Raw genomic sequence first — 22,826 nt, 5'->3', positions numbered from 1 at the left:
GTTGAGATCCAGTGACGAGAATATAAATATGTAGATGCCTTTAATTTCTTGAGGTTTGCCTAGCCATTATATCTTGATGGATTGCGATCGCTTTTTTGACATCTGTTATGTACTCTTGATAAATTACAGGCTTGTCTGATGCTGTATCAATTAACAGTTCACCAATTGTATCTCGAGCGAGTTCGTTGATAGAGTCAATTAGCAAATTTGGCATTGTGATGTTGTCTTCTGCGATCTTTTTTATTGTAGGATTGGGGTTCTCTTGTTCTAGTATAGCTGCTAAAACCTGAATTTCATAATTTGGGAGCTTTTCTACGAGTTTAGCCCATTCTTCCGATGAATCTTCCAAATTATCTGCTAAACTATTTACTGGTTCTAAAGAATCCATAAACTCAGAGAAGGGGAAAAACTCTGCTTCTCTGTTTTGCTCATTATTATCAAAAGTTGGATCGGAAGTTAAAGTTTCCATTTGTTGGAGCAGTTCCCAGACCTGGTTTTGTAATTGGTCGCGTTCCTCAAGAAGTAATGAAACTTGTCCTTGTAACTGTTCTAGCTCTCTCCGTTGCTCCGTGAGTTCTTCATGTAAAGAATTTAAGCTTGCTTCTATGCTTTCTCGCTCAGCTTTTTTAGCTGTCAGTAACAAAGATTGCTGTTGTTCTTGCACTTCCATCTCGTGAATTTCAATTCGCAACTCATACAATTTTTCTTCGAGTGGTGGCTTGAGTCTGTTAAGCAGGGTAATACTACTTTCTAGTTCTTGTTTTTGTTGTTGAAGTTCAAGAAGCTGATTTTGTAAATTTGTCACCTCAACACGAGACACATTGCAATTTAATTCCAAACGGCGTTTTTCTGAAGTGAGAGCAGAGAAAGAATGATTCAAGTCTACTTTTGTCTTATCTAGTGTATGTAGCTCGTTTTGAAGATAATTAATTTCTGCTTCTAACTTCTGCTTTTCTATGAAAAAAGAGCTAAGTTCTCGATGAAGACTATCTCTTTGAGTGCGACGTTCTACAAGCTGATTTTGTAATTTACCGGATTCTGAATAAAGTAAAGCATTATGTGCTTCAAGTTGCTTAATTTCTGAAACAATGCGAAATTTCAGCCCTTCAAGTTCTTGAATTCTCCTTTGGAGAGAATCTAAAACAAGCATTTCATTGTTTCGGCGTCGTTTATCTACAAAAAATGCAGCTAGATAAGTCGCAGGTACGGTGACCAAACCTGTAACAAAGGCTTTATTAAAATCCCAACTCAGGAAGAGGCTGAGACTAAAACTGACGCCAAAAGCAATTATACCTATAATAAACCGATTGCTGACCATCGCTGATTGGTGACTGCTGGTTTTTAACATAGTTATAGTTAAGGTTTTAAAAAAGAGGATTGGGGAAGGTAGGAGTCCCCTCTGGGGATAAGGGGATGGGGGAATTGGGGGATTGGGGGATTGGTCATCGATTTTTTAGTCCCCAGTCTCTAGTCCCCCATCCCTAGCTCCCAGTCCCTAGATAGTGCCAAATCTGATTTTAAGAAGTCAACAAACTGTCGTGCTGTCCTTCCGGAACGACCGTTATGACGGGTCGCCCATTGCAAAGCTTGACGTTCTAAGTCCTCCTGAGATATTCCAATTTCAGCTTTGAGTGCAAGATGACGGACAATTTGCAAGTAAGTTTTTTGATCGGCTGGTTCAAAAGTCAAAGTCAAACCAAAGCGATCGCTAAAAGAAAGCTTTTCCTGCATGGTATCCCAAGCATGAATTTCGTCATTTTCCTTAGGAGAGGGTCTATCGGCAAAAAATTCTCGAATTAAGTGACGGCGGTTCGAGGTGGCGTATACGACGGCATTTTGAGGTCTTGCTGTCAAGTTCCCTTCTAACACCACTTTGAGCGCTTTAAACGCATCATCATCTTCCTCAAAAGAAAGGTCGTCAACAAAGATAATAAATTTTTGTGGTAAACCGCGTAACTGTTCCACAATTTTTGGTAAATCTTTTAATTCAGATTTTGCCACTTCCACCAAGCGTAAGTTTTGTTCGCCATATTCATTTAACAAAGCTTTGACTAAAGACGATTTTCCCGAACCACGGCTCCCGTACAGCAGTACGTGTAAGGCGACCTGTCCTGATAATAAAAACTGAGTGTTTTTTAACAAAGCTTCCTTTTGAGCCTCATAACCGGTCAATTGATTCAAACGAATTGGATCGGGATGGTATATTCCAACAAACTGTCCTGCTTCCCAGCGCAAAGCTTGACACTCTGCCAACAAACCAGTACCGGATTTACGATAATATACAGCCAATTCTTCAACTGCGTCAGCCCAATTTTCTAAATATTGTAGTTTTTCTATTACGGGTAATTCCTTATCTCCCACCGCCTCCTCTGGCTCCACATACCACACCACTGGTGATATAGGTAAATATGCTCCGGCTTGCACCCACTCACTTAAAGTCGCGCTACTGCACTCATAAAGACGTTGCAGCGCTTGTAAATCGTGCTCTGCTGCTGCTATCAAAGAATATGGCATTTTCTCGAATTCTTGCTTTTGAGCAAGTCGAGAAAAAGGATTGTCATCTCTAAGGATTTGAGTCACGAGATAATCTTCCCAGTTTTGACCTCTTGCAGCTAAGCATTTGAAATAACTGCCGTAGGCTTGAAGACAACCTCGCGCATCCGCATCAATATAGCGTATAGCTTGCAACAAATCAAGAAATGCTTTCCCCGCTTCGCCGTGAAGAACAGATTGGTAGAGTAAAAGGGATGCTGCTTGACGTTGGAGAAACTGAACCTTTGCAACTACTTGATTATCCATCAATTAATACCATTTTGGATGCGTGGATGCGTAGATTTTGGATTGATAAAGCCTTGCTAGAGCTTATTTTTATCCAATGATCTGTAGCATTCTTTTTTCAGATTGGTATATTTTAATGTGATGTTGGTTGAGAGTTATGGTAGATTTTCTGCCGATGCTTGCAGCAAAATCAAAATCTACACAGGTTTTAACAATGACTTTAGGTATTGTTGCAGCGCTTGCCTACGGCATTTTAGTCATTTTTGGTGGTATTATTGGCTACTTCAAAAGTAGTAGTACGATTTCGCTTGTAAGTGGTAGTTTGAGCGGTGTCTTACTGCTTTTCGCGGCTTTTGTCCAATTTCAAGGACAAAGTTGGGGAGTGATTTTAGCGTCTGGTATCACTGCCATTTTAGTTGTTTTCTTCGCATTCCGATTAGCTAAAACGCGAAAGTTTATGCCTGCAGGATTGATGATTACCCTAGGTGCATTGGCACTGGCAATTATGGTAAAGCAATTGGCAGCGTTGAAGTGAATTAGGACTCGCTCCGTAAATTTTGATAAGTCCTAAAAACTTTCTATCACCTCGTCACCTCGTTCCCAGGCTGAGCCTGGGAACGAGTGGCAGGCGGAAATTTGTAAAACTTAATATTAATTCAATAGATTTACCGATGCAATACTTTTTCCTCACAAGTTTCTCATATTAATTACCTACATTGGAAGCATAAAAGTAGAGCCCGCGTACAAGTCCCGATAAAGGGCTCGTAGGGTAAGCGAGAGGAATTATGAAAACTATTGTTAATTTAACTTTGGCTGCTATTGTTAGAGAAATTGATGCGGTTCTTGAAACCTATCCCCATCATCCCTATCAAAAAGCTTTTTCGATTCCCGACCTGCGCCAAGAACTGACTGCTCGTGTTCTGAGTCAAATCTCTAATTGCTATGTAGTTGTCGATACTCCTCAAAAACCATCATCCATTAGCCTGAATTCATTGCCTTGTTCTTTGGACGAAAAAGAATGTATTAAAGGCTTAATTCATCGGGAAATTGAAAATATTTGTCATAAAAACGAAGAAGAGCTAAGCCGTCAAATAACTGAAGAACTTGACCCTAGCTTTGCTCCTTCTCATTGGTTTGGTTGATGATTAAATACAAATTTCTGCTTTCACTACAGAAGCTTCAGAACTGCGATAGATATGGAAACCAAGTTTTTCACAAACTCTTTGCATACCGTAGTTTTCTGCCAAAATTTCGGCAGAAATTCGCTCTAACTTTTCATCGCGACCAACTTGTATGAGTTGTCGAACTAACTCCGTTCCCAATCCGCGACACTGATATGGGTCACTCACAAGCATGGCAAATTCTGCTTCATTTTTGCCGTGCAATTTGCTCAACCGCCCAACTGCTAAAATCTGATGTTCTCCAGTTTGGGGATTGATATAATCGGCAACAAGTGCCATTTCGCGATCGTAATCAATGAAACACATCCGCGTGAGCCGTTCGTGAGCCACTCTAGATTTCAACTTAATCATGTGGAAATAGCGAAAATAAACGCTTTCTTCAGATAAAGTTTTGTGAAATTTTACTAACAAAGGTTCATCTTCTGGCTGGATGGGGCGAATGGTGACTGGAGTACTATCTGCTAATGTCCAAGGAGCCACATATTGGGTTGGATAAGGTTTAATAGCAAGCTTTGGTAGTTGCTCTAGATCCGTATCTGCATCGTGTAAAACAATACGAGCATCTAAAGCAATCAGAGAAGGGTGTGGGGAATTTTCATTTCCTGCTACGGGTTTTGCCAATAAGGGATTAATATCAATTTCTTTAATCCACGGTTGCTCGACGACAAGTTGACTAAATCTCACTAGCAGTTGCTCTAATGCTCCCATATCGACTGCTTCCCGCCCCCGAACTCCTTGGAGTGCTTTGTAAATTCGGGTTTGCTCCATCATCCGGCGTGCTAACGTACTGTTGAGTGGTGGAAGAGCGATCGCGCGATCGCTAAATACCTCTACAAGTTGACCACCCGTACCAAACACTAACACCGGACCAAACTGCGGATCTATACTGCTACCAACAATTAACTCATAGCCATCAAGTTTGACCATGGGTTGTACGGTGACTCCTTCAAAGAGAGGAGAGGGGGAGGGGGGTGTGTCTGATTGTCTTCTGCTTTCTGCCCATTTACCAACAGAAGATTGAATGGAACGGTAAGCACTCCGAACTTCGTCAGCGTCGGTAAGATTTAACTTCACGCCACCAACATCAGTCTTGTGAGTAATGGTTTTGGAAAGTAATTTAACAACTACAGGGTAACCAATCGCTTCTGCACAAGCAACTGCTTGCTCTTCACTTGTAGAAATACACGTTTGTACTGTAGGAATGCCGTAAGCTGCTAGCACCTGTTTTGATTCAAACTCGGTGAGAAGAGCTCGGTTTTCCTGTTGGGCGTTTTGAATAATTTGTTCAACTTGAGTGCGGTTGAGCACACCTTCCCCAAAAGCACACGGTAAAACTGGCGTTTCGTAAATACCTCTTAAGTTATAGCTATACTTCCACATATAGCTAAATGCTCGAGCTGCCGCATCAGGATAATTATAAGTGGGAATACCTGCTTGATTGAGAATACTTTCACCTTCTGCTACATCGGTTCCACCCATCCAACTGGCAAGAATGGGCTTACCGCGCAGGGATGTTGTTTGTAAAGTCGCTACAGAAGCTTGAAACTTTTTGGCTGTTTGGCTTGGGTCGGTCATAGCCTGAGGCGTGAGTATGACTAACAATCCATCACTGTTGCGATCGCCCGCAGCAATTTCCAGTGATTGAATATACCGTTCTGGATCGGCATCACCCAAAATATCGATAGGATTGCTGTGACTGCCATGTGGTGGCAAGATCTTTTCTAAAGCTGAGTGCGTATCGGGAGATAAATCTGCCAATTCTCCACCACTACCAATAAGAGCATCAGTTGCTAGAACACCCGGTCCTCCAGCATTGGTAATAATTGTGAGGCGCGGTCCTTTTGGACGGGGCTGCTTTGCGAGCACCTCTGCCATATCAAACAAGTCGGCGATACTATTCACTCGCAGTACGCCACAACGACGAAACGCAGCATCTAGAACAGCATCACTACCAGCTAAAGCCCCTGTATGAGAAGCGGCTGCTTGTGCGGCGGCTTCAGTACGACCTGCTTTAATCACAATAATTGGTTTTGTAAGGGCGACTTCCCGTGCTGCTGAAAGGAACGAACGGGCGTTCCCAATAGATTCCATGTAAATCACTATGCTTTGTGTTTGCGGGTCATCACCGAGATAGTAAATCAGATCGCCCCAATCTACATCCAGCATGGAGCCAATGGAGACAAAAGCACTAAAACCTACATTTTCACGTCTGCTCCAATCCAAAATAGAAGTACAAAGTGCTCCACTTTGACTGATAAAACCAACCGTACCGGGTCGAGCCATGCCATTAGCAAAGGTAGCATTTAAACCCGTAATGGGATTCATAACACCCAGACAGTTAGGTCCGATCAGTCGCATTTTACCCTGGCGGACTTGTTCGAGAACTTGCTGTTCCAATTCAAAGCCAGCCGCTCCTGTTTCCTTAAAACCGGCTGATAAAACGATTGCGCCCTTGACTCCCGCACCAACACATTGACTGATGATTCCCGGAACCGTAGGAGCTGGTGTCGCAATCACAGCTAAATCTACTTGTTCTGGGACTTCCGCAATGTTGGGATATGCTTTAATTCCCAAAACATTACGGCGTTGCGGATTGACGGGGTATACCGTACCGCCAAAAGAATTACTGATGAGATTCCAAAGTACGGTACGTCCAACACTCCCCGGTCTTTCTGTTGCTCCAATGACTGCGATCGCTTTGGGTGTAAAAATAGCATCCAGAGGGCGGTATTCCGAGCGGAGAATGTCGTATGCTCGGTCTGGCGTGCGTTCCGTTAACTGTTGCATGATGGAAATTCCTTGTTTAAGCTTTGTAAAGACACGCCATAGCGCATCTTTACAGGCGTCCTAATTTGTTGCTAATTCAGTCGTAGGTGTTGCTATCGATTCTTCATGGAATGGAGCCGCACTTTTCTTACAGCCCAAGTAAGCCAAAATATACAATTCCTTCAGGTCGTCAATCAGAGGATAACGTGGATTTGCTCCGGTGCATTGGTCATCAAACGCACGTTCCGCCATTTCCTCAACTTTGGCATAAAACTCTTGTTCGGTCTCGTTAAGAGTTTCTTTAATCGTGCTGGGAACTTCAACTTCCCGCTTCAAGTTTTCCACGGCTTCAACAAGTTTCTCCACTTTTTCCTCAAGAGTATTGCCACCCAATTTTAGATAATCGGCAATCTCTGCGTACCGTTCTTTGGCATGAGGATATTTATATTGTGGGAAGATAGCTTGCTTAAAGGGTATATCTGTAGCGTTGTAGCGGATCGTGTGAGAAATCAGCAGTGCATTTGCCAAACCGTGAGGAACGTGGAAAGTCGATCCCAACTTATGAGCCATGGAATGACAAACTCCCAAAAACGCATTTGCAAATGCCATTCCAGCAATTGTAGCTGCATAGTGGACTTTCTCTTTTGCCTCTGGGTCTTTAGCACCGTTCTTATAAGAACGTGGCAAATACTTAAACAGTAGCCCAATAGCCTCAAGCGCCAACCCTTCTGTAAATTCCGTTGCTAAAACCGATACATAAGATTCGAGAGCGTGGGTGAGAGCATCCAAACCACCGTAAGCTGTGAGTTGCTTGGGCATGCTCAGCACTAACTCAGGATCGACAATTGCCATGTTTGGAGTCAAGGCATAATCAGCAAGAGGATACTTCACTCCCACACGGTCATCTGTAACCACTGCAAAGGGTGTCACTTCCGAACCCGTTCCAGAAGTCGTGGGGATCGCTACCATTGTTGCTTTTTGACCCAGTGCGGGGAGTTCGTAAACTCGCTTGCGGATATCCATAAACCGCATCGCCAACCCTTCAAATTCAACTTCTGGATGTTCGTACATCAACCACATGACTTTAGCAGCATCCATGGGCGAACCACCACCAACAGCTATAATCACATCTGGTTGATAGTTTCTAAGTAAAGCAAGCCCCCGCTCGACATTGGAGAGTGTAGGATCGGGTTCAACATCGTGGAAGATATCGTAACTAACTCCGATTTGATCTAGAACTTTAGTTACCTTCTCTAAGATGCCTAAATTAAATAACGGTTTGTCAGTGACGATAAAAGCTCGTTTTTTATCAGCTAGCTCGCGCAATGCTACAGGTAAACAGCCGTACTTAAAGTAGATTTTGGGTGGTACGCGGAACCAGAGCATATTTTCCCGTCGTTCTGACACCGTTTTAATATTTAGTAAGTGGTGAGGAGCTACGTTATCTGAAACTGTATTCCCGCCCCAAGTCCCACAACCTAAAGTTAACGAAGGATCGAGTTTAAAGTTGTAGAGGTCGCCGATCGCACCTTGAGAAGAAGGAGTATTGATGAGCAGTCGTGCTGTCTTAAGAGTGTTCTCAAAGTAAACAATATCATCTAGATTCGCCGGGTCTGTATAAAGGACTGCAGTGTGTCCGGGACCGCCAAAAGCCACCAACTTTTGAGCTTTTTGAACTGCTTCGTGGTAGTTTCTGGCTCGATACATTGCAAGTATTGGCGATAGCTTCTCATGAGCAAAAGGTTCGTGACTCCCAATGTCTTCTACTTCAGCAATTAAAACTTTGTAACTGGTGGGTAGTGGACAATAGACTTGTTCGCCATGATTTGCGATCGCAACCCGTTTTAGGTCAATTCCTGCCAAATTTGCAAGAGACTCTACCGATTGTCCGACAATCGCTGCATTCAAACGACCCTCTTTAAGCACTAAATTGCCTAATTTTTCTTTTTCTTCCCCTGTCAAAACATAAGCACCACGACGGATAAATTCTTGTTTAACTTGCTCGTATACTGAATCCACAACGATGACAGACTGCTCGGAAGCGCAAATCATCCCATTATCAAAGGTTTTACTGATCGTAATCGAGCTAACTGCCGTTTGAATATCTGCAGAACTATCAATGACAGCTGGAGTGTTTCCAGCACCTACACCCAATGATGGATGTCCCGATGAATAAGCTGCTTTCACCATAGCGGGTCCACCCGTTGCCAAAATCAGCTTCACTTCAGGGTGTTGCATTAATGCTTTCGAGAGTTCCACCGTCGGTTCATCAATCCAACCAATGATATCTTCAGGCGCACCTGCAGCCACAGCCGCCTCTAGAATTATTTTTGCCGCTTCTATAGTGCAACGAGGCGCACGGGGGTGAGGAGAAAAGATAATGGCGTTGCGTGTTTTGAGAGAAATTAGAGCTTTGAAGATAGTGGTTGATGTTGGGTTGGTGACAGGAACAATTCCAGCTACGATCCCTACTGGTTCCGCAATTTTTTGAATACCAAAAGATTTATCGTCTTCAATAACGCCACAAGTACGTTCTTGCTTGTACTTGTTATAAATATATTCAGATGCAAAGTGGTTTTTAATAACTTTGTCTTCTACAATGCCCATGCCTGTTTCCGCAACCGCCATTTTTGCTAGGGGTATGCGTTGGGCGTTCGCAGCTTGAGCCGCTTTTTTGAAAATTTGGTCTATTTGCTGTTGAGTGTAGGTGGCAAAGACTTCTTGAGCTGCTTTAACGCGTTGGATAAGTTGTTCTAGTTCTTCGAGATTTGTAACTCTCATAGTTTGTTTGTGTCCTTTGTGAAATATTTGTGGAATATTCACTTGCCTCACCTGTAAAGTTAGAAGGCAAAATTGAGGAACTTGTGAAGAATTAGTACTTAACCAAATTCATTGTGAGGCGCTGAACGATCCCCGATTGTTGAAAGGATCTGAACACGCACGTTGGCGAAAGAAATAGGTACAATCCCTATTAACTAGGTACTGACAGGCGTCATAGTACCTATTTAAAAAGGAAACGTTTTATTATTACGCCTTTCTGCGCTAAGCTTAACGATTTTTGTAGGGTTGGCAATGCCAGCCCTATGCCCATAGGTAATCTCTTAGGTAGGCAGGGACTCACCAATCTCTAGATTAAGGTGCCAACAGATAGAAACCAGGTTTTGGGCTGACCACGCGGGTACTCTGGAAAACCGGGTAAGTACTTAGGTTGAATTTAGACAATGATACCATAACTACAGAAAACCTTTTAAGAAAAAGTAAAAAAATATACCATATTTTTTGAGATAAACCTGGGTATTGAGAAATAAGAAAGACAATGATGTTCGCGAGCGATCGCATTAAAGATTCATTTCTAAAAAACTGACTTTTCTACGACCATACTTTTTTCAAGATTTTAGTAACATAAGACACATTATCATATGAATTTTTATTACCAAACACCTTCATGTAAAGAAAATATTTCAGTCAAGTTAAGCGTTGCTACTTTCATATTTTCTTTATTAAGGATTTTTAAACACTTAGGATTTTGGTATTTTTTTCTTTATTTTTCTAGATATTGATTGAATTTCTGACATAAAAGAAGTTCAGTTATTATCCCGATTTAAAAAGATTTTTGCCAATGTTAGTCTTGATTCAGTTGAGAGACATCAACTAAAAAGTTTTTTTAAATAATTGGGAAGTGAAAAATGATTAAGCGCACAGTGACTAAATTTTTGTTTGCTTCTACAGCAGGATCTATGATTGGTTTAGCAACAATTATTGCATCAATTAGTAGCTCTGTTGCCGCCGTACAAACTTTGGCTATCAATGCTCCAGATAAATATTCAATATCACATATCGTTTTGTTCTTACAGTCCCCTTCTGGAACAATTAGCAGAGTGAAAATTGATAATTTTCCTGATGGGATTATGAGTTATGACCCAAATAAAGTTTTGAGTCAATATCCCAATACTCAATTAGTAGCTTACTCAGTTAAAGCAGGAAATAATAAATTCAATGAGACAAGCGATGCATTGCCAGTCATTATTGATAGCAGTGTACAAATGAGTCAACTGCCGATCGATAAGGAGGCACAAAAAAACACTACAGTATACCAATACACAAAATATCCTACTGGTAGCAGCACTATTCCTGTAGTTTCCAATCCAACTCCTGAAAACAACACTCCTGTAGTTTCCAATCCTGCTCCTGAAAACAACACTCCTGTAGTTTCCAATCCTGCTCCTGAAAACAACACTCCTGTAGTTTCCAATCCTGCTCCTGAAAACAACACTCCTGTAGTTTCCAATCCTGCTCCTGAAAACAACACTCCTGTAGTTTCCAATCCTGCTCCTGAAAACAACACTCCTGTAGTTTCCAATCCTGCTCCTGAAAACAACACTCCTGTAGTTTCCAATCCTGCTCCTGAAGACAACACTCCTGTAGTTTCCAATCCTGCTCCTGAAGACAACACTCCTGTAGTTTCCAATCCTGCTCCTGAAAACAACACTCCTGTAGCTTCCAATCCAACCCCTGAAGACAATACTCCTGTAGCTTCCAATTCACCCACTGCTGATAGTGGCATCCCGCACGCTTCCAAGACAACTCAAGTTCCCGAACCAGGTACTATGGCAGCACTTGCTCTGTTTGGTTTAGGCGGCTTGTTTGCGAAGAAAAAAATCAAGTAGTGAAATTGCGTGCTTTATAACATCATTTTTAGGGTTGTCAGCGTTAGCATCTATTTTCATCAGTTAATCATAAAAGGTAAGATTTGCATTCCAAATCGGAAAAATCAAATAAATTTCCTAAGGACTGGTCAGTACATCAGTCCTCAAGAATTATCAAAATCCCCTCACCAAACATTTTTGGTGAGGGGAAAATTATACGCGTTTGCCTTCTTTAAAGAAATTTGAAGTAATCGTCCTGAAGATTCAAACTTGATACACCCTGCACAATCGCAATCAATTCCTGCGATTTACCATTCACAACGTGAATTGCTACCCCTTCTGAAGAACCAACCGAAGACGATCCCAAAACGTAGTCAGTACTTTTTCCAACAAGCTCGATAGTATCTTCATTGGGTTTAAAGTCAGCAATCATGGCGTAGTCATTATCATTACCAGCGCCTGTGTCATAGGGGTCGTCATAGTAAACACAAAGAGTTCCTGCAGCATTCCGCCCTCCCAATTGAAACGTATCTCTTCCTTGTCCTCCAACGAGGATATCTGTTTCATTCAAACCAAAGATACCACCAGTACCAGAAGGAATAAAACCAGCCGCAGTCAGTCGATCGTCACCGTTTCCACCAAAAAGGCGATCGTTCCCTTGACCGCCATCAAGAACGTCATCACCATTTCCACCATCAAGAACGTCATCGCCATAGCCTGTTTTATAACTGCCATCATATAAGACATCATTGCCATCGCCACCAATGAGGGTATCATTACCAAAACCGCCATCTAATTTGTCATTCCCATAGCCTCCATCAAGATAGTCATCACCCCAGAGACCTAAAATTTCGTCATCTTCAGACTCACTATACAAATAATCTCTTCCAAAAGACCCAAAAAGTAAATCGTTACCCTGACCACCATACAAGGTATTCTCACCTTGTGGATCGGCTCCATATCCCGGTGCATAGGATAATTTGCTCAGCCCAGCATAGAGAAGATCGTTGCCATCACCGCCCTCTATGCGATCGCGACCTTCTCCACCCTCCAAAAAATCATCCCCAGATAGACCAATAAGAATGTCATCTCCTAAATCACCAATCAGGAAATCATTGTCTTGCGTTCCCTCTAAATAATCGCTTTGCGTAGTACCTTGAAGAATCACCATAAATATTCCTTCTTGAAAATAGGACATTGGAGAGCCAGTGCGTTGCGGTGAGTCTAGTCCTGTAGGGCGGTTCCCGACCTCAGGAACGAGCCTATAAGGGCATGTCGTAACCCGTGCTTTGCAAATAGTATCTCCGTCAGGAGATAGCACCTGGCGTCATTGGGTATGGGAAAAGAATTATTTTTATGCCCTGTTTGTCAGCAACTGCCTTTAACCTCTGGCTGAGTAATTTAAGCTTGACATTAGAAATCACATCTGAAATCAATCAATAGGTAGGATTGATTTCTGAGAAAAGTTAGAAAAATAAATGGTCACATCTTATGAGTTGGGTATCCCTGTGTGTCTTTCATTAGTAACAGCTTTTTCTTCCATACACAAAAAATTTTGGAATATTTTTTTATTTAGAAAATTCTTTTCTAAGAGGCTGTTAGAAAAGGTGAAATCAAAGATTTTGCTTTGATTCCACCAAGTTCATATAAATTATTCCTTTGAGTGGTTTAAAAGTACCAATTTGTGTAATATTTTCCTACCCACCACTAACCACTCACAACTAACTACGTTCCAACAACTCAGTCGCCGCATTCACAACAATTTGTGCTGTCCCCGTAAAAAATTCACGGTCAAGAGTCGCTGGGACATCACTAGGTTTGTGATAGTGAGGAGTTCGTAAATTAGCCGTATCTGTCACCAAAACAGCACCAATGCCTTGATACCAAAAGGGAGCATGATCGCTACGCAAAACATCAGGTGTCAGCAAACCTTTAAGAGGTACTGGCAGAGTCAGTACAGATGGCAATGTAGGAGAAGACGTTATTGCTGTCTTATTCAATGCAGTTTGAGAAGCATTTGCTCGCTGAAAAGCATTGAGAATTGGCAAGTGCTCGGCATCGCCAACCACAGCGACAAAATCACCTTTGTCGCTGTTTGGAGAGACAGGCAAACCCGATGGGTACTTCTGACATCCTGAGGTATGGCAAGCGTAACCCACCATATCCATCACAATAACACCTTCAAGATTTTCTAGGTGAGCTTTATTTTTGACAAAAGCTTTGCTACCTAAAAGCCCCGCTTCCTCCAAATCAAAAAAAGCTAATTGCAGCGTTTTGGCAGTGGGACGCGCACCGAGGAGTCGTGCAAGTTCCAGGATAACAGCAACTCCACTCGCATTATCGTCAGCGCCCGGAGAAAAGAAAACACTGTCATAGTGAGCTCCCACTAGGATAGCACCTGCTCCTTTACTTGTACCGGGTCTTTCCGCAAAAATATTAACGCCTTCTCTAGTGGTATCCAACTGTTTCTCGGTAAACTCCTCAAGTTGGGGTTGCCAACCTAATTTTTTGAGTTCCGAACTAATGTAAGAGCGAGCTCGCGATCGCTCTACAGGAGTATGACGTATAAAATTTAACTTTTGAAGATGGGAAAACAGTTTATCGCTAGAGACTTGTGGAGTACTGGTTGTTTGTGCTCCATCGACCTTTTCTTGTAAAGACTGATGGGGAGAAGAGGTAGTGACCGGAGGATTCCCCGTGTTCTTATTGACCGCATCTTTCTTGACAGGAACAGAATTCTCAACTCTAATACTATAAATAACCGATTCTTGAGGCTGTGGAAACAATCCTTTAGCAACCAGTACAACAACCATAGTTGTCAAAGCTAACAGCACCCACCAAAACCATTTTTTCTTTGCTTTCATTAATAAACCCTTTCTTGTTCATTTTTCACCAGACAGCCGTCATCACTCCAGCAAATAAAGTAACGCGCTGCCTCCACGTGTCCTCTTATCTCCTAATTTCCCAGCATAGGACGTTGCAACCGCTTTTGTTTGACACTTTGTCTTTTGACAGAAGTACCAACTTCATCTAGAGTTCCCCATATGGCTGTCAAAGTACGTACAATGCTCCAAAAATTTTATATCTAATTATTGAATTTTCTAATGTTACATTTGTTGCTCATTACAACCCTAGGGTTTCTTGGAAGTTTTGGACACTGCTTTGGAATGTGCGGTCCTCTTTCAGTAGCATTTTCTCTATCTCATAATTCAGAAACAGGAAGTGCGACATCTAGGCAACCCCGTTGGCAAGAGCAATTCCTGTTTCACGTATTATTAAACTTGGGGAGAATGCTAAGTTACGCTCTAGTTGGTGCTGCCATTGGTGCGCTAGGTGCCGTATTACTCAAGAGCGGATATTTAGCAGGCATTGGAAGTGAATTACGCCAATGGATGGCGATTATAACTGGCATTCTGCTGATTTGGTTTGGGATAAGACAAATAAATCCAGAGTTTTTGCCCCGTCTTCCAGTGTTACACCCTTTTTTACAAGGCAATCTGCATAACCGCCTGAGTGCGGAAATGGTCAAGCTTTCCCTACAAACCAAGTGGTGGACACCCGCGCTTTTGGGGATAACATGGGGTTTAATGCCCTGCGGATTCCTCTACGCTGCCCAGATTAAAGCGGCTGAAACTGGTAACTGGTGGATGGGCGCAGCCACAATGCTAGCTTTTGGCTTAGGCACTTTACCCACGATGCTAGGTGTTGGCGTATCTACAGCCTTAATTGGTCAAGATAAGCGCAGTCAGTTATTTCGTTTGGGTGGTTGGGTAACTCTCACTATCGGTGTGCTAACGCTTTTGCGAACTGGTGACACCATGGTAGATTACACTGGACATATTGCGTTGGTATTTTTAGTACTGGCGCTGATTGCTCGCCCCATCAGCGGTTTGTGGGCAAAACCTCTCCGTTACCGTCGTGCTTTGGGAGTTGGTGCTTTTGTGCTGTCATTAGCTCATACAACTCACATGATGGAACATTCATTGCAATGGAACTTTGCAGCCTTCTTTTTCCTGACACAAGAGTATCAATTAGGAATGGTGGCTGGTGCTATAGCATTGGTTTTGATGACTCCTGCTGCCTTAACTAGTTTTGATTCTTGGCAAAAGTTTCTGGGCAAATTTTGGAGACTGATTCATTTATTGAGCTTACCTGCTTTAGTGTTCGGTACTTTTCATGCTGTGACCATCGGTTCTCATTACTTAGGTGCTTTACAGCTAAGTTGGAAGAATAAGTTAGCAGTGTTGCTTTTAAGCTTTGTAACACTAGGTGTTTTACTGGTACGTTGGCGCTTTTTTTGGTCAATCTTATCTATACAAAAATTTTATGTTTCCTCTACCAAGTCGCGTTAGCCCCACTTCTTTCCTCTCTTTTCAGACAGAAATAAGCAAAAATACCTTCCCTTCTCTACTGACAAAGAAGGTTTTTTGGTACAAATTAACACTGATTTTTGTAATTTTACTACCAATTTCCACCGTCCGCGCTCACAAGGTCAATACTGCAGCAGATGTAGGTGCGACTCTCCATCTAGAACCAAATGATAATCCCCGTGCGGGGGAAGCAACCAAAACCTGGTTTGCTCTAACCCGTCGAGGTGGAAAAGTTATTCCTTTAACTGAGTGCAATTGCCAATTAGCTGTTTACGCTGAACCTTATTCTCAGAAAGAACCTCCTTTGCTAGAACCGTCTTTACAACCTGTAGTAGCAGAAAAGTATAAAGGTATACCAGGATCGGAAATTGTCTTTCCCAGACCGGGGGCTTATTTATTACAGTTGAGTGGCAAACCAAAAAAAGAAGGGAATTTTCAACCCTTTGAGTTAAAGTTTTCAGTCACAGTTGCTGTAGGTTCAGCAACTACAGAACCAGTAGCAGCAAATAATACACAAGTACAAGATCTCAATACTGATGTTCAACCCACTCAGACCCAAAGCACTCCAATTTGGGCGATCGCTTCATTAGCCCTTGCTGCTTTGGGTGTATCTTTTGCAGTACTGCGAAGCAGAAACAGGGAGTAGGGAATTGGGACAAGGGAGAGGGGGTAGATAAGGGGGACAAGGAAGCAAGTTCTATTGTCCCCCTTATCTCCCGTGTCTCCTTACTTATGCCGCTTCTGATGCCACTGCCAAGCGTGAGCAATAATGTTCTCAATAGATGAGTACTGTGGATTCCAGCCGAGAATTTTTCTAGCTTTTTCACCACTTCCAATCAGTGAGGGTGGGTCACCGGGACGGCGATCGCATTCCACAACTTTGATATCCTTTCCTGTAACTGTCTTGGCAGTGTCAATCACTTCTTTAACTGAGAAGCCATTCCCATTTCCTAGGTTAAAAACTTCGCTATTACCCCCTTTTAGCAGGTATTCCAACCCTAAAACATGGGCATCTGCCAAATCCGTAACATGAATATAATCTCTAATACAAGTACCATCGGGAGTCGGGTAATCGGTTCCAAAAACAGAGATAGATTCGCGCTTACCCATAGCTGCTAGCAATACCAAGGGGATCAAATGAGTTTCTGGATTGTGATCTTCCCCTAACAAACCCTGAGGATGAGCACCAGCAGCATTAAAATAACGGAAACGGACGGATTTGAAATCATAGGCAGCATCAAAATCAGATAGAATTCTTTCTACCATGAGTTTGGTTGCACCGTAAGGATTGATGGGGTTTTGGGGATGGTCTTCTGGAATAGGTACAACTTGGGGTACACCATAAGTTGCACAAGTAGAAGAAAATACAAATTTTTTAACAGACGCTGCTAGCATCGCTTCCAACAGAGTGAGAGTGCCAGTAACGTTGTTCCGGTAGTATTTTGCAGGATCGGTCACTGATTCGCCTACGTAGGCGTAGGCTGAAAAATGCATAACTGCTGCAATGTCATGTGTTTTAAATAAATTATTTAACAATGCTTGGTCGTTTGTGTCTCCCTCAATAAGTTTGACCTGTAAAACTTGTTCTACCAGATCGCGGTGACCGTAAACCAAATTATCGAGTACTATAACGTCAAAACCCGCAAGCTTGAGGGCAAGCACTGTGTGGGAACCAATGTATCCGGCTCCCCCTGTCACCAAAATAGTGGGTTTTCCTTGCGACATAAGTTTTCCTTGTATATCGTGAAACTACTAACTAAGTTAACTCAATCTACAGGAGGCAAATTACTGATGAGGAAAATTACAGATTCATTGTTCCATTTGAAAGAATTTGCTCTAAAATCACTACGACGGTAGTCGTTGTTTTGTGGATGTGAGGTATTTGATGTCAAGTAACAGTGCTTTTACAATTTGGCAGTACAATAACCCCACTACCTAAAACCTAAGGCTGACCGAAAAATTAAGATTTGAGAGTCAATCTATGTTTGTACTGTTAAGCCGAGTATTACTGTGGCTGCTTGTGGGAGCCATTATATACTCTCTGTTTCAGAGGTTTTATCCTCAAGGAAATTTCGTTGCTCGATTATTCTTGGTTGTTCTGTTCGTTGTGGTCTTGCTATCTTTTATCAACCCCAACGAACCTGCTATTGCCTCCTTGTGGAGAGTGGTGTCTTTCCCTCTCAAACCTCTAGGAGCCTCCATTTTGCTGATGATTCTGGCAGCACAAAATATGGACAAGGGTGGGTTAAAACAACCAGGAGGATATTTACTAGGTTGGGCGTTGGTGATTTTGTTATTGGCGAGTACACCAGCTGTTGCTTATTTTCTAGTGCGATCGCCAGTCGCAGCGATGGTGGTCGATCCATCCATCACCAGTCAAATGGTGTTTCAAAATAATCGGTTAACTGCTTCGGTGGCAGATTCCTTCACACCCCAAAATGAAACACTTGTAGCATCAGCATACAATGCAACAGCAGGTGTCTCAGATGTCGGAAATGGGATTGTTAGCGGAGCACCCTACTTGGCGCAAACCCCGGCTGATACTACCAGACGTGGATTGCGACTTGAAGACTTTGTGCCTAATGCCGAAACGCTGTCAATCACGTCTCGAGTGTGGGAAACTTACCTCAACTATATTTCTGGCTTCTTGCGTGGTGGAAGGTAATTTTTCGTAAAAGGATAAAGTGTGAAGTATGAAGTATAAAGTACGCCCTATCAATTGAGTTGGGGAATTCCATCGGAATACGATTCTTTTTTCATCCTTTATCCTTCATCCTTCAAACTTTATTCAAATTGCCCTACAGTAAGAAGACGGCTATATTTGGGTTTGATATAACATAAAAGAGTTGCTTTCTGGGCTTGAATGGCAAAATCACGACGGCTTGCTAAACTTGGTGCATACCTGCGTCCTCATTGGCGGGATGCAACTTTAGGGATTATCTCTTTATTGATCGTCAACGGGTTGGGCGTTTACATCCCTTTATTGATCCGTGACACCATAGAGAAGCTCTCTACAGACTTTAGTGCGAGCCAAATATCATATTTTGTTATAAGAATAGTATTGTTTACTTCAGCCATGTGGCTGATCCGTATGGCTTCTCGCATATGGATATTTGGTGTGGGACGTCAGGTTGAATTTGACCTGAAACAAAAGATTTTTGAGCACTTACTGAAATTAGAACCATCATATTTTGCCAGTCATACTGCAGGGGATCTGATTAGTCGGGCAACAAGCGATCTAGATAACATTCGTCGGTTATTGGGTTTTGCGGTTCTCAGTTTGGCAAATACCCTATTTGCTTACACGCTCACTTTACCAGTGATGATAGCAATTAGTGTGGATCTGACATTAGCATCATTGGCAATATATCCCTTGATGTTTTTGTTGGTTCATTTGTTTAGCAATCGCCTTCGGAACGAGCAACTTGCCGTACAAGAGAAACTTTCTAATATGAGCGAACTGATCCAAGAGGATATCAGCGGAATTGCGCTGATAAAAATCTACGCTCAAGAAGAAAATGAACGCCGAGCTTTTGCCGAGAGAAACGAAGAGTTATTGCAAGCTAACCTAAGCCTCGCAAAAAGCAGGAATACATTGTTTCCACTCATTGGCGGTCTGGCGACTATTAGTTCTTTAATTATTATTTGGCTGGGAGCAAACCGGATAGCAGCCGGAACTCTTGCTGTTGGTGATTTTGTTGCGCTGTTACTCTATGTTGAACGTCTCGTTTTTCCCACCGCATTGTTAGGCTTTACCATCACGACATACCAGAGGGGGGAAGTCAGTATCGATCGCATTGAAACAATTTTCACCGTTCAACCCAAAATTAAAGACACCTCAGACGCTATTCGTTTGCCAAAAGAGAAAGTTCAGGGACAACTAACAGCTAAAAATTTAAGTTTTACCTATCCTGGTTACTCCACACCCGCACTAAATGACGTTAACTTTAACATATCCCCTGGTGAATTGGTAGCAATTGTGGGTGCTATTGGTTCGGGCAAATCCACTTTAGCAAATGCTTTGCCAAGACTGTTAGATATTGAACCGGGGCAACTATTTTTAGATGGTGTAGATATTACTAAAATAGCCTTGAGCGATTTAAGAAGCGCTATTGCTTTTGTTCCCCAAGATAGTTTTCTTTTCAGTACCACTATTAAGAACAACGTTCGTTATGGAGATCCAATTATCGAACAAGTCGAGGTAGAAGCAGCAGCCAAACTCGCACAAATTCATCCAGAAATTATGAACTTTCCCCAACAGTATGAAACAATAGTTGGCGAACGCGGCATAACTTTATCTGGGGGACAGCGTCAAAGGACTGCTTTGTCTAGAGCCTTACTAGTTGATGCTCCTATCTTAGTGTTAGATGATGCCCTTTCTAGTGTTGATAACCAAACCGCTACAAAAATTTTAAATAATCTTTCTAGCGGCACGCAAAAGAAAACAGTCGTTTTTATCACCCATCAGTTGTCTGCGGCGGCGGCGGCTGACCGAATTTTTGTTATGGATAAAGGTAAGATTGTTCAGACAGGAACGCAAGTGCAACTTTTGCAGCAACCCGGTCTTTACAGACAATTATGGAGCCAGCATCAGGTTGAGGAATTGCTGCATTAGAGGCAGAGGTTTTAGTCTTTTTTACCCCACCCTAACCCTCCCCTTGGAAAGGGGAGGGAATTGGAAATCTGGTTTCTCCTTTCCAAAACATTAACGTGCAATTCTGCTAGTTTTATTTCTAGAGAAATAGGAAATTCAGTTTCTGTCAAGGCGTACTATCAAAGTACGAACTCAAAATATTCGCATTGATTTCTTTAACTTGATTTTGAGAGGACAATCGCTATGATATTTATCTAAATAAGAATCTTATGACATTGGAGATTGTATTTTTTCTAACGAAACCACACCATTGTCTTCAAAATCTATCTCTAGATGATATCCTTCCATCATCGCAGTTCCCAGTAAAGGTTTATAACCAGAAGCTAAAATTAGGACTACTTTTTCTACGTCATCCCAAACAATAGTCAATAAATGTATAGCTGATAAAGCTTCGCTACCGTCAGCTAACCTTATAGGTGTACTGGAATATAGAGGAAGATTCATTGCACTAACTGCTTGTGGTGGTAAGGTAAGATAGCCGTTGAATCCAGTATCAATGGCAAAATCCACAGAAAAATCCGGTTGTTGTGGGAAACGGAAAATCACTGGAACTATTGCCTTGTGGTCAATCAATCTTCCGTAAATCATTCAACTGTACGTTTCATAGGAGCATTGCCAAAACTAAATGCAACATCATAACCGATTCGCATAGTAAATAATCTGGCGTTTGGATTCTTCTGCTTTAAGCTTAATACTGATTCTACACCAGTTTTATCAATTCCATATTCGCCAGTTTCAGCATCAATAACAATCATTTTGCCAATATTATCGCGATGCTCGACCTGTTGCCGAATCCCATCTTCATAAAACTGTTTGGCTCTTTGGGCAACTTCCTCTACAGTCCAAAAAATAGCCTGCATAATTACACCTATTTTACCTATCATTTTCCATAGTCTCATTATAGATGCGTGCGCTCAAGTAGGGATTTTTGTAAATTCAGGCACAAATTCATCCAGAAATTATGAACTTTCCCCAACAGTACGAAACAGTAGTTGGTGAACGCGGATGGATGCAGATAAATTTATCTACCAGTATCATAAGAAATGCTCTAGTACAACACGGCGTAAATAAGGTAACCCTTAGTAACAGACAAAAAGCTTAAAATAAAAGCTTTTGTGCCTTCTGCCTTCATGTACTAGTCTTTACCGAAAGTGTTGATTCGGCAATCAGTACTGAATCATCCGTGCCAACAGAAACATTACAGTGGCTGCTAGCAAAGCACCGACAACAATACTTAAAATTGCAGCGTTAAAACTACCAGTTGCCGCCACAATTGAACCAGGAATAAGGGAACCGCCAACACCTCCAAAGAGAACGGAAAGACCATTGTACAGTCCCGTACCAGCACCCACTCGGTTGGGAGGTAACAGGCATTGAACAATTGCGTATTCTTGAGCACCATATGCACTTTGGAAGAAGACTGCGATCGCAAAGAACAGCACTAAGAAACCTAACGCATTAACACTTGATGCAATGTAAACCATAATACCAGCAACAAAAAAACCAATGCTTGCAAGCAGTATTCGGCGCTGAAGTTTATCTCCCAAGTATGCCATGACAACAATACCTGCGATTCCAGCTGCAAAAATGAATGTTAGTGGCCATCCCAATTGCTCGAAGTCAATACCTTTGGCACGGTTAAAGTAAGTTGGCAACCAGTTGAGTGTACCAAAGGCACAGAAGGCATTGAGGGTACCGCCCAAAACAACCAACCAAAATCGGCGATCGCGCAAATAACTTCCTCTTTGTCTTCTCATTCCTGCATTCTCAGCACTTCCCTGTCCGGTGCGAATATATACTAACTCCATATCGTTTACGCTATGGTTTTGATGCGGTTCATCCTGCACAAAAAACCAAACGAGTGGAATTGACACTAGCATCCCGACTGCACCTAATAACGCAAAGGTAGGACGCCAACCAATAGAGTAAATTGACGGAACGATAAGTAGGGGAGCAGATGCGGTAGCAAGGATAATTCCAAGACCCCAAATCGCATTTGCTCGCGATCTCTCCGTGTCTGGAAACCAATGGCTGGTAATTGCACTCAGCATTGGGATATGAACTCCCTCGCCAAACCCCAACAGCAAGCGCAGAACGATCAGTGCAGTGAGGGACTGTCCCAACGGCGCACACAAAATTGTGAATAAAGAAAATGCTGCTATGGCTGCAATTGTGCTGCGTTTGGGACTAAACCGTTCGGCTAGTGGGCTGAGGAGCATATTTGACAATCCATATGATAAAAAGAATGCCCCCAACAGCCATTCACCATTTGAACCAATTTCGCGATCGCTCCAACCAAAATCGCGAGCAATTTGTGGTAGTGCTAGCGAGAGATTGTTGCGATCTAAGTAGTTGACGAATACTGTGACAGCGAGAACTATTGAAATGCGCCACCGTATTTTCCCAACGGATGCTGTGGCTGTTGGCATAG

Annotated in this window: 17 protein-coding genes; 7 read left to right on the top strand and 10 right to left on the bottom strand. The window is 42.4% G+C overall.

Translation table 11 applies throughout. The annotated features are described in order from the left end of the window. Positions 1 to 40: 40 nt before the first annotated feature. Together AB0756_RS11140 and AB0756_RS11135 are read right to left on the bottom strand one after the other, a co-directional pair. Positions 41 to 1,348 (bottom strand): tellurite resistance TerB C-terminal domain-containing protein, encoded by a 1,308-nt coding sequence (locus AB0756_RS11140; protein ID WP_167844601.1) that lies wholly within the window; start codon positions 1,346 to 1,348, stop codon positions 41 to 43. A gap of 119 nt (positions 1,349 to 1,467) precedes the next feature. Then, complete coding sequence (locus AB0756_RS11135; protein ID WP_167844602.1) at positions 1,468 to 2,799, bottom strand: ATP-binding protein; 1,332 nt, start codon at positions 2,797 to 2,799, stop codon at positions 1,468 to 1,470. Positions 2,800 to 2,992: 193 nt separating this feature from the next. On the opposite strand from AB0756_RS11135, the gene AB0756_RS11130 reads away from it, so the two are divergent. Together AB0756_RS11130 and AB0756_RS11125 are read left to right on the top strand one after the other, a co-directional pair. Continuing rightward, a complete protein-coding gene (locus AB0756_RS11130; protein ID WP_038071992.1) occupies positions 2,993 to 3,313 on the top strand; it encodes a TMEM14 family protein in 321 nt (106 codons plus the stop codon). A gap of 250 nt (positions 3,314 to 3,563) precedes the next feature. Next, a complete protein-coding gene (locus tag AB0756_RS11125) occupies positions 3,564 to 3,920 on the top strand; it encodes a hypothetical protein (protein WP_237265813.1) in 357 nt (118 codons plus the stop codon). A 3-nt stretch (positions 3,921 to 3,923) separates the two neighbouring features. On the opposite strand, the gene AB0756_RS11120 is transcribed toward AB0756_RS11125, so the two are convergent. Continuing rightward, complete coding sequence (locus AB0756_RS11120) at positions 3,924 to 6,746, bottom strand: bifunctional acetate--CoA ligase family protein/GNAT family N-acetyltransferase (RefSeq protein WP_038071961.1); 2,823 nt, start codon at positions 6,744 to 6,746, stop codon at positions 3,924 to 3,926. Positions 6,747 to 6,806: 60 nt separating this feature from the next. Beyond that, positions 6,807 to 9,506, bottom strand: coding sequence for a bifunctional acetaldehyde-CoA/alcohol dehydrogenase (adhE, locus tag AB0756_RS11115; RefSeq protein WP_038071962.1), 2,700 nt, complete (start codon positions 9,504 to 9,506; stop codon positions 6,807 to 6,809). A gap of 905 nt (positions 9,507 to 10,411) precedes the next feature. Between adhE and AB0756_RS11110 the strand changes: the two genes are divergently transcribed. Further along, on the top strand, positions 10,412 to 11,392 hold the full coding sequence (locus AB0756_RS11110; RefSeq protein ID WP_408019844.1) for a PEP-CTERM sorting domain-containing protein: 981 nt from the start codon (positions 10,412 to 10,414) through the stop codon (positions 11,390 to 11,392). A gap of 211 nt (positions 11,393 to 11,603) precedes the next feature. On the opposite strand, the gene AB0756_RS11105 is transcribed toward AB0756_RS11110, so the two are convergent. Both AB0756_RS11105 and AB0756_RS11100 read right to left on the bottom strand, forming a co-directional pair. Continuing rightward, positions 11,604 to 12,542 (bottom strand): calcium-binding protein, encoded by a 939-nt coding sequence (locus AB0756_RS11105; protein ID WP_050045141.1) that lies wholly within the window; start codon positions 12,540 to 12,542, stop codon positions 11,604 to 11,606. Positions 12,543 to 13,092: 550 nt separating this feature from the next. After that, positions 13,093 to 14,235 (bottom strand): M28 family peptidase, encoded by a 1,143-nt coding sequence (locus AB0756_RS11100; protein WP_038071966.1) that lies wholly within the window; start codon positions 14,233 to 14,235, stop codon positions 13,093 to 13,095. 240 nt (positions 14,236 to 14,475) lie between these two features. Here AB0756_RS11100 and AB0756_RS11095 point away from each other — a divergent pair, with 240 nt between their 5' ends. Both AB0756_RS11095 and AB0756_RS11090 read left to right on the top strand, forming a co-directional pair. Continuing rightward, the gene (locus tag AB0756_RS11095) at positions 14,476 to 15,723 is read left to right on the top strand and encodes an urease accessory protein UreH domain-containing protein (protein WP_050045142.1); all 1,248 of its coding nucleotides are present in this window, start codon (positions 14,476 to 14,478) and stop codon (positions 15,721 to 15,723) included. Further along, the gene (locus AB0756_RS11090; RefSeq protein WP_202048573.1) at positions 15,698 to 16,387 is read left to right on the top strand and encodes a hypothetical protein; all 690 of its coding nucleotides are present in this window, start codon (positions 15,698 to 15,700) and stop codon (positions 16,385 to 16,387) included. Before AB0756_RS11095 ends, AB0756_RS11090 begins: the two co-directional genes overlap by 26 nt. A gap of 80 nt (positions 16,388 to 16,467) precedes the next feature. Here the strand turns inward: AB0756_RS11090 and galE are convergent, their stop codons facing one another. Beyond that, a complete protein-coding gene (galE, locus tag AB0756_RS11085) occupies positions 16,468 to 17,466 on the bottom strand; it encodes a UDP-glucose 4-epimerase GalE (RefSeq protein ID WP_038071968.1) in 999 nt (332 codons plus the stop codon). A 256-nt stretch (positions 17,467 to 17,722) separates the two neighbouring features. On the opposite strand from galE, the gene AB0756_RS11080 reads away from it, so the two are divergent. Next, positions 17,723 to 18,406: a hypothetical protein gene (locus AB0756_RS11080; RefSeq protein ID WP_038071969.1), complete on the top strand. Its 684-nt coding sequence runs from the start codon at positions 17,723 to 17,725 to the stop codon at positions 18,404 to 18,406. Positions 18,407 to 18,604: 198 nt separating this feature from the next. After that, positions 18,605 to 20,356 (top strand): ABC transporter ATP-binding protein, encoded by a 1,752-nt coding sequence (locus AB0756_RS11075; RefSeq protein WP_038071971.1) that lies wholly within the window; start codon positions 18,605 to 18,607, stop codon positions 20,354 to 20,356. A 246-nt stretch (positions 20,357 to 20,602) separates the two neighbouring features. Here the strand turns inward: AB0756_RS11075 and AB0756_RS11070 are convergent, their stop codons facing one another. The 3 genes from AB0756_RS11070 to AB0756_RS11060 all read right to left on the bottom strand — a co-directional run bounded on the left by AB0756_RS11070 (position 20,603) and on the right by AB0756_RS11060 (position 22,824). Continuing rightward, entirely contained in the window at positions 20,603 to 20,983 is a 381-nt protein-coding gene (locus AB0756_RS11070) for a clan AA aspartic protease (protein WP_038071973.1), read from the bottom strand. Then, entirely contained in the window at positions 20,980 to 21,255 is a 276-nt protein-coding gene (locus AB0756_RS11065) for a hypothetical protein (RefSeq protein WP_038071998.1), read from the bottom strand. Before AB0756_RS11065 ends, AB0756_RS11070 begins: the two co-directional genes overlap by 4 nt. Before the next feature lie 306 nt (positions 21,256 to 21,561). Then, entirely contained in the window at positions 21,562 to 22,824 is a 1,263-nt protein-coding gene (locus AB0756_RS11060; RefSeq protein ID WP_038071975.1) for an MFS transporter, read from the bottom strand. Positions 22,825 to 22,826: the final 2 nt, after the last annotated feature.

Source organism: Tolypothrix campylonemoides VB511288_2, from assembly GCF_045999855.1.
Taxonomy (GTDB): Bacteria; Cyanobacteriota; Cyanobacteriia; order Cyanobacteriales; family Nostocaceae; genus Scytonema; species Scytonema bouteillei_A.
The sequence above is the reverse complement of the archived record's forward strand: the minus strand, read 5'-3'. Positions and strand labels throughout refer to the sequence as shown.